The sequence below is a fragment of the Kitasatospora fiedleri genome, assembly GCF_948472415.1.
GTDB classification, from domain to species: domain Bacteria; phylum Actinomycetota; class Actinomycetes; order Streptomycetales; family Streptomycetaceae; genus Kitasatospora; species Kitasatospora fiedleri.
Window position 1 is genome coordinate 7,629,675 of the sequence record NZ_OX419519.1, and the last position, 15,127, is coordinate 7,644,801.

The window sequence follows — 15,127 nt, forward strand, 5'->3', positions numbered from 1 at the left end:
TCTTCGTTCTTCGTTCGAGTGATCGTCCGAAGACGGGTTCGATGCCAGACCGTAATGAAAACCCGGCTCCGCGTCCACTCCTCCCCTCCGAACCCGGCAGGGAGAGGAAGGGCTGACTGTATGTCAGCCCGGCGGCGACGCCTCGACAGGGGACAGGTGGTATGTCACATGTGGCAGCTAGGGTGACTGGGCGCACCGCCGCGTGGGGGTCGGACTCCCCTGAGCAGGGCCAACGCGGCGCCGCCACCCCGGGGCGGGGCGAGCGGACAGCGCGGCGCAGAATGGCTCCGTGCTCGAACTGACCACGGAGGAGCGACTCCGCACCGCCACCGACGACGACAGCGTGCTGGTCTGGGCCGCGCAGGGCCTCACCGGCGGCGCCCGCGCCTGGACCTCCGCCTCCGGCCGGGCCGTCGCCGTCGCCTCGCCCGCGCTCTCCGGACGCGACCGGATCGCCGTCCGTGGGCCCGTCGCCGAACTGCTGCCGCTGCTGGACGAGGTGATGGCCCTGGTCGGCCCGAGCTACCGCCCGTTCGGGGACGCCGAACTGCTCGCGGAGCTCTGCGCGCGCCACGACGGGCTGGAGCCGCGCGGGCGGTTCGGCTGGATGCAGCGCGACGGGACCGGCGCTCCGCCGCTCGGTGCCGGTGCGGCGGGTGGTGGGGGTGGCGCGTACTGGCTGGCTCCCGACGAGTCGGACGAGGCCGCCGAGCTGATCGACCGTCACTTCCCCGCCTCGTACGCCCACCCGCACCGGCCGGGCGTCCGTGCCTGGGCGGGCGTCCGCGACGATGCCGGGCGGCTCACGGCGCTCGCCGCCGACGCGTGGCCCGCCCCGACGGTCGGCCTGCTCGCCGGTGTGGTCAGCGACCCCGTGCACGGGCGCGGACGCGGGCACGCGGCGGCGGCCTGCCGACTGGTGCTCGGCGAGGTCCTGGCGCGGTCGCCGCGCGCGGCGCTGATGGTGGACGACTGGAACGCGCCGGCGATCGGGCTCTACCGGCGGCTCGGCCTCGACCACCGGTTCCTCGGCGCGGCGGCGCAGCGCGGGGCCGGCGCGGCGGCGGTGCACTGACGGGAAGGCGGGTCCCGCCCGGGCGCGGTGCCGGAACTTGTCACCCGCGGTCGCTAGCGTGTTCGCATGACCGATGCCGAGCACGATCTGCGCCGTCTGCTGCCCAGTGGGGACCCGAGTACCGTCGCCGGACTGCTGCCTGCCGGACGCCTGGTCAGCCCCCGGCAGGGAGGGGAGGAGGCGGCGCCGGCGCTCTGGCTGAGCGACGGGCCGGCGCCGCTCGGGCTGTGGAGAAGCTCCACCGGGAGCACCCGCGCAGCGGGCTGTGGCCGCTGCTGCTCGCGCCGCTGCGGGTCGGGGACGAGGAGTTCCGGCCCTGGGCGACGGGCGAACTCGACACCGTCTCCGCCAGCGAACCCGACTGGTACGACCCGGCCGCGCTGCTGCGCACCGGCTGGGAGTACTCCACGGTCGTGGACTCCGACGGCGAGCCGCTCGACCCGGACGAGATGTCCGAACTCGGGCGGTCCGTCGCCCCGTTCCTCGACGGCTGGCCCGGCACCGCGCCCGCGGCCGAGCACACCGGCGACCCCGACGGGGCGGCCCGTGCGCTCGCCCGGGAGCTGCTCGCGGGCAACGCGCACCTGCGGATCGGCCTGGTCGCCGCGGCGAGCGGGGCGGAGGCGCTGACCGCCTGCGGCTGGTCGGGCCCGGTCAACCACGAGGACGACATCGCCAAGGTGTCCGCCGTCCTGCTGGACTGGGAGCGCCGCTACGGCACCCGGCTGGTCCAGGTCGGCTTCGCGGAGCTGGAGTTGAGCGTGGCCGCCCCGCCCGGCGACGAGCGGAGCGCGCTGCGGATCGCCGCCGAGCACCTGGCGTTCTGCCCCGACAACATCTTCCAGGGCGCGGGCACGCTCACGGAGTACGCGCTCGGGCTGGTCGGAGCCGCGCAGTGGTCCTTCTGGTGGGACTGACGGGCGTCCGCCGCTGGTGCGTTCCCCGGGAGAACGTCAACTCCGGTTGATCAAGCCCCACTCGTGCGAGCGAAGAATCGCACAAGGATTCGCTCCGGCGGGTGGTTTGGCCTCCGCAGCGCCGAGTTCCCGCCTCCACGGACCCTAGGGTTGCCGACAAGACGGGGACGGAGCGGTACGGATCGGGCCGAAAAGCCCAGGGGGAGCAGACCATGACGGAAAGCACGCGGACGGGCACCGGCGGATCGGGAACAGGCTCGGTGCTCCGCCGCACCCTGGGCGAACAGCGGATCGCCCTGGTCGCCTGGCGGCTGCTGGTGCTGCAGAACGCGCACCCGGCGGTCGCCGCCGGGGTCAGCCAACTGTCGACCTACCGCAGCCACCCGTGGCGGCGGATCGAGCACACCATGGACAGCGGTCGACGCCTGTTCTCCGCCGACCGGGAAGCCCTGCACCTGGAGGTCCAACGACTCGCACGGAGCCATCGCCGGATCGCCGGGGTCGACGACCGGGGCCGTCCCTACACCGCGCTCGACCCCGCCGTCCGGGTCTGGGTGCTGGTGACGCTGTACGAGGCGATGACCGCCCTCCACGCGCTCGCCGGGCGCCCGCTGCGCCCCGCCCAACTGGACCGGCTCTACCGGGAGTTCCGCACGGTCTGCGCCGCCTTCGAGCTCCCCGACGAACTGTTCCCGCCCACCGCCGCCGACGTGCCCGGATACATCAGCGCCACCATCCGGGACACCCTGGAGTTCACCGAAGCGGCCCAGGACATGCTGTACACCGTCCTGACCCGCGCGCCGGCCCCGCGCCGCCTCGGCCGACTCCGCCCCGTCTGGCCGCTGCTGCGCAGACTCGTCGCCCGCTTCCTGACCACGCTCACCCTGGCCGACCTGCCACCGGAGTTCCGCGCCAAGTTCGGCCTGCCGCGCAGCCGGGGCGCGGCCGTGCTCTCCTGGGTCGTCCACCGCGGCGCCCGGGCGGTGGCGCTCCAACTGCCGGACCGGCTGCGCTACCGCACGCTGTCGGACGGCGGGCGGGCCCGACCACAGCAGGCCAGGGCGCCGCGCCCGGCGCGCACCCTGCACCGGGACAACCGGCCGGTACGGATGGCCGCGTTCTACCGCCAGGTGATGGACCAGACCGGGGACGGACGGCTGACCTCGGCCGACTTCCAGGCGATGGCCCACAACATCTGCTGGCCGCTGGAGCTCGACCAGACCGGTGAGTCCGCCGTGTACGCCGCCTTCGACACCTGGTGGCACCACCTGCTGGCCACCATGGACGCCGACGGCAACGGCGAGATCTCCTGCGAGGAGTTCGTCACCGCGATGCTCGCCGGCATCGACCGGGACCCGGACTACCTGGACCAGGGCCTGCACGTCGCCGTCCGCGCCATGTTCCGCGCCGCCGACCTCGACCACAGCGGCCTGCTGGACGCCGAGGAGTACCGCACCCTGTTCGGCGGCTCCCGGGTCCATCCCGCCGAACTGACCCACGGCTTCCGCCAACTGGACACCGACGGGGACGGACAGATCACCGAGGAGGAGTTCGTGAGGGGATTCACCGAGTTCTTCACCGCCCGGACGGAGAGCACCGCCGGCACCCAACTGCTGGGTCGACCATGACGGCACGGCCCTGAGCCGTGACGTCGGTGCCGGTACTGCCGCAGGCGCGGGCGGCGGTGCTGGTCGGGGCCGGGTGCGGAGACCACCCCGGGTGGGCAGCTCCTTGACAACTGGAGAGAGTGTGAACCGCCGGTCGGGCGGATCGAGGAACTGGTGCGGCCCAGGACCCGGCCGCCGAGGCCGCCGTCGCGGCGCTCAGCGCCAGGACCGGCCACGGCTGCGTGCCGTACGACTTCCTCGCGTACGGCGGCAGCCGCAGCCGGGCGGACTTCCCTCGAACTCGCCCGCCCGGTCAGACCGGCTTCGCCACCGCCTGTAGCAACTGGTTGGTGGCCGCCAGCACCTCGCCACCGGACCGCGTTCCCAGCGGGCGGCGCAGTTCGGCGACCTCCGGGTCGGCCGCCGACACGGTGAGGGTGTAGGGGACGGGGCCGGTGATGTTCTGGTCGGCGTCGGTCCGCGGGGTCAGCCCGGCGGCCAGCGCCGGTGCGTCGACGCCGGGGCACAGCGCCGCGGCGGGCAGCACCACGTGGGCGGTCGCGCCGCCGTCGGTGATCAGCCAGCCCCGGCCGTCGGGAGTGTGCGCGGCGCCGCCCACCGTGGTGGGCAGCCCGTAGGCGGCGGCCACCACCCCGTTCGGGCCCTCGATCTCGACCGCAACGCCCGCGCTGCCCAGCGGTGCGGCGAGCGCCAGCGGGGTGTCCGAGCCGGAGCCGAGTTCCAGGTCGAAGACGAACTCACCGGGTCGGTCGGCGTCCAGCCGCTGGTAGCCGTAGGAGGCGAAGCGCAGCCAGGGGCCGGTGGGTTTCCCGGCGGACTCCCCGGCGGGGAGTGCGTCGGAGGTGGTCGGGAAGCGGTGGTAGCCGTGCTGCCCGCACTTGCTGCCGGCGAACGTCCCGCCGCCGGGAAGTGCCTGGTCGGCGGTGGGACGGGGGCTACCAGGGCGGGTGCCCGGGGACGCGATCTGCGGGGTGTGCGCCCGGTTCGGGCCGAACAGCAGTCCGCCGACCACCAGGAGGACGATCAGCACACCGAGCACCGCCGTCCAGCGCTCGCCCCGGCTGAGCGTGCGGAACCGGGTACCGAACCGTCCGGAGCCGGAGCGGCGGGTGCGGCGGGCGCGGGCCGGGCCGTCCTGGGACCAGCGGCGGCCACCCGGGTCGACCGGAGGCTCGTGGCGCCAGCGCTCGCTGAGCATCCTGGTCCGGGCGGACGGCTCGCTCACGGTGGCGGAGCGGATGAACTCCTCGTCCAGGACCAGACCTTCGAACGGGTCCGGAGGTTCGACGGCATCGGGCGGGCGGCGGTCGGGCATTGCGCCAGTATGCCCGCCGGGAGTGTCGTCGCGGGGCTATGTTCTGGATCACGGACGCGGCAGACCCGGGAAGGCCCCGGTGCGGCCCGCCGTCCGGGAAGGGCGACCGCCGTGCCGCAGATCCTGATCGACCACTCGCCGGGCCTGGACTTCGACGCCACGGGCTTCGCCAAGGAGGTGCACCAGCTGATTCCCGCCGTCGTCGACACCCGGGTGGAGGACTGCAAGACGCTGGTGCGCGAGGCTGCGCAGCACCTGGTCGGCGACGGTGCGTCGACGGAGGCGGTGGTGCTGGTCGAGATCAAGCTCCTGGCCGGTCGCAGCGCCGAGATCCGGAGCGCGCTCACCGCCCGGGTGACGGAGCTGCTGCGCGCGTACGTCCGGGTGCCCGCCGCGTTCTGCGTGGAGGTCACCGAACTCGACCGGGAGACGTACGTGTTCGTGCAGCACCCCGGACAGTGAGGGCCGAGGAGTAGGACCGAGGGAGTGGGGGTCGGCGCCCGCCGGGCGGTAGCCGTGGCGGCGACGGCGGGGGTGGCGCCGATGGCGGGGCCGGGGTGGATGTGAGAGCCGAAGATGGGGGGATGGCCAGGACGGCGGGGCGTCAGAGTCCGGGAGTGGATTCGTCGAAGAGTAGGCAGCGGGCCCGGTGATTCAGGTCGAGGGTGCGTCCGGAGACCACCTGGCGGCCCTGTTCGTCCACCTCCCGGGCGGTGTGGTGGATGCCCTTCGCGCGGCTCAGGTCGGGGACGCGGGCGGTGCGGTCCGGGTAGCCGCTGTCCGGGATGAAGATCAGGTAATCCCAGTCGCGGGCCGGGTTGTGCACGGTGGAGCAGGAGTTGGGCGACAGGCGGATGGTGGCGAAGTCCTTGTCGTTGGCCACCGCGGAGCGACCGAACCCGAGTGCCCCGGTGCGGGGCAGGTCCAGCCGGGGGGTGGTGACGCCGCGCTTCGCCTGCTGGAACACCCAGATCTCGCCGTTCTGCTGTCCGTTGTAATCCTCGCGCTCATAGAGGCAGAACGCGTCGGCGGGGCAGGCCGCGACGCCGTGCCCGCGCGCCAGGTGGGCGCCGGACCGCTGGGTGGTGGCCGCCCCTGCGGGGCTCGCGGCGGCGGCCAGGACCAGTAGTCCGACCGCCGCGCAAGTGATCATCTTCTCCATGCCCCGCCCAACGAGCCCCGGCCGGGCCGGGTACGCGCCCGCCCGCCTTTCGTGACGGACCGTCACTCGGCCGGTGGATCTTGATACTCAACGTGACGATTTGGCGTTGAAGCGTCACTCGGGAGCTGCCGAATTCACCTGGCGAACAGACGAACAACAGGCGTTGGTGTCGAGCAAGGGCGCGGGCGGGGCGGTGGACGGGATTCGGCGCCGCGTCGCGGAGCAGCCCCACGAGGGGCCCGCCACCTTGACCGTGGAGGGGGACTTGGCGGACGAGTTCCCGGTGTGTGTCGTCGGGGTCGGGGCGTGGTCGGGCGGTGGTAGGTGGGTGCGGCGGGGGCTCGTGGGTGGGGTTGCTTGTGCCGCTGCTCGGGGCATGTCTATGTTGGGCGGGAGTTCGACCGTTCGGCAGGATGCAAGAAGAGGTGCAGCGGCACGATGTGTGGCCCCCGCCCGGCAGCGTGGTACGGGAGCGGAGCCGGTTCCCCCGGCGCTCCGCGGGCGAAGGAGGCGTGAGGTGACCGGCACCCCGGACGCCATCGGCGCCCTGCTCGGAACCGGCCCCCGGCGGGTCGTCCCGCTCCCCGAACCGGCCGAACGCGAACGCCTGCGGGTGGCGTACGGGCTGGCGAAGTCCGAGACCGCACAGGCCCTCGGGATCAGCGCGAGCACGCTCACCGCCTGGGAACAGGGCCGTCGCGACCCGCAGGGCGAGGGCCGGGCGGCGTACGCGCGCCTGCTGGAGGGCATCGCCGCGCAGTTGGCGGCGGAGCTTCCGGTGGAAACGCTGCCGGAGAGGGAAGCGCAGGCGGAGGCCGGGGCGGTTGAGCAGCAGGCGGTGATGCTCGATCAGCGCCCGGACGGTTCGCTGGTGATGGCTGACGCCGCGCCGTGCGTGCAGTGCGGGCAGCCGTCGGTGTACCGCGCGCAGGGGCGGCCCATGCACCTCGGGGGCTTCTGCCGTCCGCCGGTGCCCGGGCCGTGCCCGCCCCCGTCCCTGTACCCGTAGCTGCCACTGCGCCCGTGCCGGCCCGGAGCCCGCCCCCGCCCCGCGAGGTCGCGCGGGGCCGAGGTGCGGGGTGGGCGCACGCGCAGGGGCGGTGAGGGGGAGGACTGGGAGCAGGCGGCCGCCGCCCGTTTCCCGGCCGGGCCGCTCGCGGTGGTGGACGTGGCGGCGGACGGGCGCGGGCTGGTGGCGCACGGCGCGGACGGTGCGGAGGTGCCCGGGGAGCGGCCGGCGGGCCGGACGGTGGCCGGGCTGCTGGAGTGGGCGCTGCGGGTGCGGCTCGGTTCGGCGCGGCTGCACCATTACGGCAAGGACGGCGATCCGCTGCTGGTGCTGACAGACGCCGCCGCCGCCGAACTCGGCCTGCCGCCCGCCGGGCGCGACGAGAAGACCCAGTACGTCGCCCGGATCGGCCGGCTGCCCGACACCCACCAGCAGGTCAAGGCGCTGGCGAAGGAGGGCTGGCAGCTCACCCGGCGCGGGTTCGGCCCCTGGGCCCGGATCTACCGCGAGCCCGAGGCCGGCCGGCGGCAGTGCGTGCAGCTGTGCGTGCTGCCGTGGGGCGCGCTGGACGGCGGTGGCTGGAAGCTCCCCGACGGGCTCGCCGCTCCCGAACTCGCCCGCCTGCTCGGCACGTACGCGCGCCGGGTGCACACCCCGCGCGGTTCCACCGCCGTCTCCGGACTGGAACTCGTCACCGCGCTGCGCCCGCCGACCCGACCGGTGCGCACCGGCAGCGGCTGGACGTCCGGGCCGGTGGAGGGTTCCCGGGCCCGGGTGTTCGACGCGGCGCCGCCCGAGGTCCCCGACGAGCACCCGCTGGCCGCCGACCGCGAGGACGACGCCGTCCTGGTCACCGAGGCCTGGGACTGGCACCGCCCGCTCACCGACCGGGAGTCCGCCGCGTCGTTCGCCGTCGGGCTCGACGTCAACATGGCCTTCCTCGCCGCCGCCGGGCGCCTCAACGTCCCGCTCTCCGAACCCGTCCACGAGCTGAACCCGGCCTTTGACAAGAAGACCCCGGGCAGTTGGCGCGCCGACCTCAGCGGCCTCGTCCTCGACCCGCTGCTGCCCAACCCGTTCACCGCCGACGGCAGTGCCCCCACCGGCCCCGCCTGGTACAGCACCGCCAAACTCGCGTACGCCGTCGAACTCGGCGCGGACGTCCGCCCCAGCGAGGGCTGGCTGCGCCACGAGTCCGGCCCGTACCTCGACCCGTGGCACAAGCGGCTGCGGCAGGCGTACGTCGACACCATGGCCGCGCTCGGCGTCCCGCTCGACCTCGCCGACCGCGACCCGGCTGCCTTCCTGGACGCGATGGCCGCGCTCGGCGAGGGTGACCCGGCCGAACTCGCCGTGCTCGGCGCGATCAAGCAGACCGCCAAGGGCACCATCGGCAAGTTCCGCGAACGCCCGCGCGGCCTCGGCTACCGCCCCGGCCAGCGCTGGGCCGCCCTCGAACGCCCCACCTGGGACCCGCTGGTGCGCGCCCTGGTGATCGACACCGCCACCGTCAACCTGCACCGCAAACTCACCCGGCTGCACGCCGAGCTCGGCACCCCGCCGCTCGCCGTGCTCTCCGACTGCGCGGTCTTCGCCGCCCCCGGCCCCTCGGCGCTGGACGTGCTGCGCCGCCCCGACGGCAGCGTCTGCACCGCGCTGCGGCTCGGCGTCTCGCCCGGGCACGTCAAGTTCGAGGGCAGCCGGCCGCTCGCCGAGATCCGCGAACTGCTCGCCGACGGCGCCAACCCGGCCCGCCACATCAAGACCGGCGGCCTGGTCTCCGCCGACGAGTGAGCCGACGAGTGAACCGTTCCAGCGCAGCAGCGAGGAAGTGACGCCCCGTGGGGGAGATCGACGAAGGACTCGAACGGGTCGAGCGGACCCGGCCGATCCCGCGCACCGTGCCCGCCCGGGTCCGGTACCTGGTCAAGCGGGCCAAGGGCTCCACCCGGGCCGTCGCCGCCGAACTCGGCGTCTCCCAGCGCACCGTGCAGCGCTGGCTCAGGGGCGCCATCGCCCCCAAGCCGGACGCCGCCCGCCGGATCGAGGAACGCGTCCGGGCCACCTGGCAGCCCGGCGTGCGCCGCCGGGTCCGCCGCCGCGCCGAGGAGCAAGGCTTCATGCTGCACATCCAGGCCAGGTTCGGGTACAGCGCGGCGGGCGGGTCGACGGACGACCCGCGCGAGCGGCTGATCACCCAGCACCTCCCCGGCGACGTCGCCCGCGAGCTCTACGCCGCCCGCGACGCCGGGGCCGGTGAGAGCGAGCAGCAGCGCATCCTGGCCGGCGCCCTCCAGGAGCACTACTTCAAGGACCGCGGCCGCCGCGCCGAGGGCCTGACCGCCGAGATCAACGACCTCGGCTGGCTGGAACTGGAGGTCTGACCCCCGGCACCCGGCCGGACGGGGCCGGACGGGGCCGGGACCGGACAGGGCCGGTGGCTGAGCGCTCCGGTCGGCGAGTGAGCACGCGGCGAGTGAATACGCGGGTCGGCGACTCTGGCGGGCGTCGCCGGTGGCGCCGGCGAGCCGGGACGCGGTGGTCGGAACCCGGCCACGGACGGTGGAGCCGGGCGGCTCACGCCCTCCGGCGGGTGTGACCCGGCCCGCGTTGTCCGCCGGACCGGTAGCGGCCCGGGGTCGTGCCGACGAGGTCGGTGAACGCCGCGATGAAGCCGCTGGGGTTGGCCCAGCCGCAGGCGTGGGCGGTGTACGTGGTGTCGTGGCCCTCGGCCAGCAGCACCAGCGCGTGGTGCACGCGCAACTGCGTGCGCCACTCGTAGAACGTCATGCCGAGTTCGGCATGCAACAGCCGGCTCAGGGTACGGGCACTGGTCCCGACCTGCCGACCGAGCCCGGCCAGCGTGGTGGTGTCGGCGGGCGTCCGGGACAGGAGCCGCTCGATCGCCCGCAGCCGGTCGTCGCGCGGGTGCGGCAGGTGCAAGGGCTGTTCGTCGGCCTCGTGCAGCTCCTCGACCAGCACCCGCAACAGACGCCCGCGCGCGGCGCGGCCGTAGCCGGGCACCGCCGTCCCAGCCCCACCGCCCGAGCCGTCGTGGCCGTCGCCGCGCGGGCCGGTCAGGGCGAGCAGCACCTCTCGCGCCAGGCCGGAGACGCCGAACACCGCCGGACGCCCCGGCACCAGCCGGGCCAGGGACGGCGGCAGGAAGACGATCCGCATGTCCGTGTCCCCGTGGGCGCGATGGCGGTGGGTGAACCCGGCCGGCGTCCACGCGACCCGGTTGGCCGGGACGATCGACGTCCCGGCCTCGGTGTGCAGCACCAGGACGCCACTGGCCGCGTACACCAGGTGCCCGCGCGCGTGCGCCTGGGCCCCGCTGCTGCCGCCCGAGGGCCACAGGTGGCGCCCGCCGGAGGGCCACGTCAGCGACGTGGCGCCGGCGTCCGGGCGGGCTTGGCGGCGAACGGGCATCGGTTGGCAGCCTATCGGTGGCAAGCCATGACGCGCGTCGACGAGGCTTTTCGACGTGAGCGGTGGCTCCCGACGCCACGGCCGAGCAGCTGAGGGGAAGTCCCATGGCAACGTTCGTCCTTGTTCCCGGCGGTTGGCACGGCTCCTGGGCGTTCGAGGCAGTGGTCCCGCTGTTGGAGCGGGTCGGCCACACCGTCCACACCCTGACCCTGACCGGCCTCCGCCCCCACGACGACCCCGCCACGATCGCCACCGCCAACCTCGACACCCACACCGACGACGTGTTGCGCCTGCTGAAGCGCGCCCACCTCGACGACGTGACGCTGGTCGGCCACAGCTACGCCGGGATGGTGATCACCGCCGCCGCCGACCGTGCCGACCGGCGGGTCCGCCGCCTGGTGTACCTGGACGCCTGCGTACCGCGCGACGGCGAATCCTGCTGGTCCCTCATGAACGAGGGCTACCGGAAGTCGTTCGTCGCCGGTGCGGCCACCAGCGGCTACGCCGTCCAACCCCCGTGGCGGCCGGACGGCGACCCGCGCCGCCGCCCCCACCCGCTCGCCGCCCTCCTGCAGACGGTCCGCCTCACGGGCGCTCACGCCGACGTCCCCCGCCGCGAGTTCGTCTACTGCTCGGGATGGGAGGACCGTACACCGTTCGCCGACCAGCGCACCCGGCTGCTCGCCGACCCGGGATGGACCGTCCACGACCTGCCGACCGCCCACAACGCCATGCGCGAGGACCCGGGGGCGGTCGCCGCGCTCCTGCTCGACGAAGCGGACGGACCCGGCGGTCCCGGCGGACCCGGCTGAGACGCCGCCCTCGCCCGGAGCGGACGGCCCGGTCGAGGGCGTGGCGTGCCCGGTCGAGCCGGGTGGCAACGGGCACCTCCCCGCTGGACACGGCGACGGGCCGGGCGATCCCCCGTACGGTCGCGGGCATGGGCATGGGCATGGGCATGGGCGCGGGCCGAGGTGCACGGATGCCGGTCCCGGCCGATGGCGTGGGTGGACGCTCGGGTGCCGGTTGCGTGCCGGGCTTGAACCGGGCCTGCGGGGCGAGGCAGCATCGTTGGTGGACAGCTTCCCCCGTGCGCAGGAGGCCCGCTCATGTCCGTCGAACAGTTGCTCCGTTCCCTGCCCGCCGAGGAGCCCGCCCCCGCGCTCAGGCCGACCGTGGTGGAGGTCCCCGGTCGCGCCCGGGTGCTGCGGCTGGACGGGGAGATCGACCTCGATCAGCAGCGCCTCCTGCGCCGGGCGTTGGAGCGCGCCCTGCGCGACGCGCCGGCCCGCCTGCTGGTGCTGGACCTGTCCCGGCTCGTGTTCTGCGACGTCACGGGGCTGAACGAACTGCTGCGGGCCCGGGAGGAGGCCGAGGCCGCCGGTTCCGGGCTGGTGCTGGCCGGGCCGCTCCCGCAGACGGCCCGGCTGCTGGAAGCCACCGGCACCCGGGCGGTGTTCGAGGTGCACGACAGCGTCGCCGGTGCCCTGGCCCACCGGGGGCGGCGATGAGCACCGACAGCCGGACCCGGCCGGAGCGGTACATCGTCACCCTGCCCGGCCGTCCGGGCGCGCACTGCCGGGCGCGGACCGTCACCGTGTACCGCACCGGCCGGACCGGCCCCGGGGGAGGAGCCGTGTACGCGGACGCCGACGGCACGTTCCTGGTGGAGGTCACCGGTCAGGTCGTCAGCCCGCTGCCCCCGTCGCGCGGGTCCGGGCTGCCGGCCGTCCTGCACGCCCACCCCATGCCCTGACGGGGAGGCCCCGACATGCCCTGACAGGGAGGCCCCGACCGGGGAGGTCGGGCGCGGAGCGCCCTGCGGCCGGCCGGGTGAACCCGGCGGCCCCGCTGCCTTGGGCTCCGGCGGGCGGGGTAGGCGCGGACCATGCGCGCACTCATCCTCAACTGCACCCTCAAGCCCTCGCCCGAGCCGTCCAACACGGACGCCCTCGCCTCCCACGTCGCCGACGCCCTGGCCGAGCGCGGGGTGGAGGTCGGCAGCGTCCGGGCCGTCGACCTGGACATCCGGCCCGGTGTGAAGACCGACATGGGTGGCGGCGACCAGTGGCCCGCCGTCCACGAGCGGCTGCTCGCCGCCGACATCCTGATCGTCGCCTCGCCGACCTGGGTCGGTCGGCCGTCCTCGGTCGCCCAGCGGGTGCTGGAGCGGATGGACGCGATGATCTCCGAGACGGACGACGACGGCGTCCCGGTCGCGTTCGGGAAGGTGGCCGGCGTGGTGGTGACCGGCAACGAGGACGGTGCCCACCACGTGATCAGCGAAATCTGCGGCGGCCTGGTCGACATCGGCTACACGATCCCCGCCCAGGCCTGGACGTACTGGCACCTGGGCCCGGGCCCGGGCCCCGACTACCTGGACGAGGAGAAGGGCCACGACTGGGCGCACACCACCGGCCGCACCATGGCCGCCAACCTGCACCACGTCGCCTCGGCACTCGCCACCCGCGCCTGGCCCGCCCCGCGCAGTGACCACCGACGCCGGCACCGCCCCGCCGCGGTCCCCGCTCCGGGGGCCGGGCGGGCGGAGAGGAAGGAACGAGCGATGACCCGCGACCGGTCCGCATCGAGCGACCCCGTCGAGCAGTACCCGAAGCCCGACTTCGCCGAGCAGCAGCAGCCGCACCCCGGGAGCAGCGCGGAGATGGACCCGGAACCGGACTACGGCGAGGACACCTACCGCGGCACCGGCCGCCTGGCGGAGCGGGTCGCGCTCGTCACCGGCGCGGACTCCGGCATCGGCCGGGCCGTCGCGCTCGCCTTCGCCCGGGAGGGCGCCGACGTGGCGTTCTGCCACCTGCCCGGCGAGGAGGACGACGCGCGGGAGACGGTCCGGCTGGTCCGCGGCGCCGGACGGCGCGCCCTGGCGGTGGCCGGGGACGTCCGGGAGGAGCGGTTCTGCACCGACCTGGTGGCCCGCTGCGTCGCCGAACTCGGCGGCCTGGACGTGCTCGTCAACAACGCCGCCTACCAGATGTCCCAGCCGGACGGCCTGGCCGCCATCACCACCGAGCAGTTCGACCGGGTGGTGAAGACCAACCTGTACGCGATGTTCTGGCTCTGCCGGGCGGCGCTGCCGCACCTGGGACCGGGGTCGTCGATCATCAACACCGCGTCCGTCCAGGGCTACAAGCCCAGCCCGCACCTGCTGGACTACGCGACCACCAAGGGCGCCGTCGTCACGTTCACCCAGGGCCTGGCCCAGCAGCTCGCCCCCGAGGGCGTCCGGGTCAACGCCGTTGCCCCGGGCCCGGTGTGGACGCCGCTGATCCCCGCCACGATGGACGCCGAGAAGGTCGCCGGGTTCGGCAAGCAGTCCCCGCTGGGCCGCCCCGCCCAGCCCGCCGAGATGGCCCCCGCCTACGTCTTCCTGGCCTCGGCGGAGGCCGGCTACATCACCGGCGACATCGTCAACGCCACCGGCGGCACCCCGCTGCCCTGACCGCCCCGCTGCCCCGACCCCGCAGAGCCGCGGAGCCGCAGAGCCGCAGAGCCGCGACCGTGACGGAAGGACCTCGACCGTGCGCCTGAGAACCAGCGACCCCCACCGGCCGGGGTACCGGCGGGTGCGGCACGGCCGGGGCTTCCGGTACCTCGCCCCGGACGGCCGGCCGGTGGGCGACGGGGAGCGGGCCCGTCTCAAGGCGCTGGCGGTGCCGCCCGCCTGGGCCGAGGTGTGGATCTGCCCGTACCCCAACGGGCACCTCCAGGCCGTCGGCACCGACGCGGCCGGCCGCCGCCAGTACCTCTACCACCCGGCTTTCCGGGCCCGGCGGGACGAGGCCAAGCACGAGCACGTCGTGGCGGCGTCGACGGCCCTCCCGAAGCTGCGGGCCGCCGTCGAGCGGGACCTCGCGGCGCGCGGACTGGGCCGCGAACGGGTACTGGCGTGCGCGACCCGCCTGCTGGACCTCGGGCTCTTCCGGATCGGCTCCGACGCCTACGCCCGGGAGAACGGCTCCTACGGCCTGACCACCGTCCTGCGCTCGCACGTCACCCTGGCCCGCGGCGAGGTCCGCTTCGACTACCCGGCCAAGTCCGGCCGGCGGCGGATCGCGGCCCTCGCCGACCCGCCGACCCACGCCGTGGTCCGGTCCCTGCTGCGCAGCCGGTACCCGGGCGAGCGGCTCCTGGTCCACCGGGAGGGCCGCTCGTGGCACGAGGTGCACGGGAGCGACCTCAACGCGTACCTGCGCGAGACCGGCGGAACGGACCTCACCGCCAAGGACTTCCGGACGTGGAACGCCACCGTCCTGGCCGCGGTCGGGCTCGCCGTCTCGCGGCCGGTGGCCGCGAGGTCCGAGGCGGCCCGGCGGCGGGCGGTGACGCGGGTGGTCCGGGAGGTGGCCGACTACCTGGGCAACACCCCGGCCGTCTGCCGGGCCTCCTACATCGACCCGCGCCTGATCGAACTGTTCGAGGAGGGCGTCACCATCGCCCCGGCCCTCGGTGGGCTGGGCGCCGACGGCGGGCCGGTCGCCACGCACGGCCCGGTCGAGGACGCGGTCCGCGCGCTCCTCTCCTGACCGCTGACCGCTGACCCCTGACCCTGACCCCCGACCGCCCGG

15 protein-coding genes and 1 pseudogene are annotated in these 15,127 nt (G+C 74.9%); 13 read left to right on the top strand and 3 right to left on the bottom strand.

All coding sequences use genetic code 11. The annotated features are described in order from the left end of the window. Positions 1-289: 289 nt before the first annotated feature. The 3 genes from QMQ26_RS34820 to QMQ26_RS34830 all read left to right on the top strand — a co-directional run bounded on the left by QMQ26_RS34820 (position 290) and on the right by QMQ26_RS34830 (position 3,620). Positions 290-1,075 carry a GNAT family N-acetyltransferase gene (locus QMQ26_RS34820; protein WP_282204098.1) on the top strand — a complete coding sequence of 262 codons (786 nt, stop codon included), beginning with the start codon at positions 290-292 and terminating at the stop codon, positions 1,073-1,075. Between the two features lie 227 nt (positions 1,076-1,302). Beyond that, a complete protein-coding gene (locus tag QMQ26_RS34825; protein WP_282204099.1) occupies positions 1,303-1,992 on the top strand; it encodes a DUF4253 domain-containing protein in 690 nt (229 codons plus the stop codon). Between the two features lie 212 nt (positions 1,993-2,204). Next, positions 2,205-3,620, top strand: a complete 1,416-nt coding sequence (locus tag QMQ26_RS34830) for an oxygenase MpaB family protein (protein WP_282204100.1) — start codon at positions 2,205-2,207, stop codon at positions 3,618-3,620. Positions 3,621-3,912: 292 nt separating this feature from the next. Here the strand turns inward: QMQ26_RS34830 and QMQ26_RS34835 are convergent, their stop codons facing one another. Next, entirely contained in the window at positions 3,913-4,935 is a 1,023-nt protein-coding gene (locus QMQ26_RS34835) for an SCO2583/SCO2584 N-terminal domain-containing protein (RefSeq protein WP_282206715.1), read from the bottom strand. A 111-nt stretch (positions 4,936-5,046) separates the two neighbouring features. On the opposite strand from QMQ26_RS34835, the gene QMQ26_RS34840 reads away from it, so the two are divergent. After that, complete coding sequence (locus QMQ26_RS34840) at positions 5,047-5,397, top strand: 5-carboxymethyl-2-hydroxymuconate Delta-isomerase (protein WP_282204101.1); 351 nt, start codon at positions 5,047-5,049, stop codon at positions 5,395-5,397. A gap of 142 nt (positions 5,398-5,539) precedes the next feature. Here QMQ26_RS34840 and QMQ26_RS34845 read toward each other — a convergent pair whose 3' ends face one another. Then, complete coding sequence (locus QMQ26_RS34845) at positions 5,540-6,088, bottom strand: hypothetical protein (protein WP_282204102.1); 549 nt, start codon at positions 6,086-6,088, stop codon at positions 5,540-5,542. Between the two features lie 526 nt (positions 6,089-6,614). Here QMQ26_RS34845 and QMQ26_RS34850 point away from each other — a divergent pair. The 3 genes from QMQ26_RS34850 (at position 6,615) to tpg (ending at position 9,490) form a co-directional block, all read left to right on the top strand. Further along, positions 6,615-7,106 carry a helix-turn-helix domain-containing protein gene (locus tag QMQ26_RS34850; RefSeq protein WP_282204103.1) on the top strand — a complete coding sequence of 164 codons (492 nt, stop codon included), beginning with the start codon at positions 6,615-6,617 and terminating at the stop codon, positions 7,104-7,106. A 63-nt stretch (positions 7,107-7,169) separates the two neighbouring features. Beyond that, complete coding sequence (gene tap, locus QMQ26_RS34855) at positions 7,170-8,900, top strand: telomere-associated protein Tap (protein WP_282204104.1); 1,731 nt, start codon at positions 7,170-7,172, stop codon at positions 8,898-8,900. Between the two features lie 47 nt (positions 8,901-8,947). Then, the gene (gene tpg, locus QMQ26_RS34860; protein WP_282204105.1) at positions 8,948-9,490 is read left to right on the top strand and encodes a telomere-protecting terminal protein Tpg; all 543 of its coding nucleotides are present in this window, start codon (positions 8,948-8,950) and stop codon (positions 9,488-9,490) included. A 193-nt stretch (positions 9,491-9,683) separates the two neighbouring features. Here the strand turns inward: tpg and QMQ26_RS34865 are convergent, their stop codons facing one another. Beyond that, on the bottom strand, positions 9,684-10,538 hold the full coding sequence (locus QMQ26_RS34865; protein ID WP_282204106.1) for an AraC family transcriptional regulator: 855 nt from the start codon (positions 10,536-10,538) through the stop codon (positions 9,684-9,686). A gap of 104 nt (positions 10,539-10,642) precedes the next feature. Between QMQ26_RS34865 and QMQ26_RS34870 the strand changes: the two genes are divergently transcribed. From QMQ26_RS34870 to QMQ26_RS34895, 6 genes and pseudogenes are all read left to right on the top strand, one after another. Then, positions 10,643-11,350, top strand: a complete 708-nt coding sequence (locus QMQ26_RS34870) for an alpha/beta fold hydrolase (protein WP_282204107.1) — start codon at positions 10,643-10,645, stop codon at positions 11,348-11,350. Between the two features lie 297 nt (positions 11,351-11,647). Beyond that, positions 11,648-12,049, top strand: a complete 402-nt coding sequence (locus QMQ26_RS34875) for an STAS domain-containing protein (protein ID WP_282204108.1) — start codon at positions 11,648-11,650, stop codon at positions 12,047-12,049. After that, positions 12,046-12,294, top strand: a complete 249-nt coding sequence (locus QMQ26_RS34880) for a DUF6296 family protein (protein ID WP_282204109.1) — start codon at positions 12,046-12,048, stop codon at positions 12,292-12,294. Before QMQ26_RS34875 ends, QMQ26_RS34880 begins: the two co-directional genes overlap by 4 nt. Positions 12,295-12,426: 132 nt before the next feature. Next, positions 12,427-13,029 (top strand): annotated as a pseudogene (locus QMQ26_RS34885) (flavodoxin family protein); the annotation flags it as partial. Positions 13,030-13,104: 75 nt separating this feature from the next. Further along, positions 13,105-14,001: an SDR family oxidoreductase gene (locus QMQ26_RS34890; RefSeq protein ID WP_100838842.1), complete on the top strand. Its 897-nt coding sequence runs from the start codon at positions 13,105-13,107 to the stop codon at positions 13,999-14,001. A 79-nt stretch (positions 14,002-14,080) separates the two neighbouring features. Beyond that, complete coding sequence (locus QMQ26_RS34895; protein ID WP_282204110.1) at positions 14,081-15,085, top strand: DNA topoisomerase IB; 1,005 nt, start codon at positions 14,081-14,083, stop codon at positions 15,083-15,085. Positions 15,086-15,127: the final 42 nt, after the last annotated feature.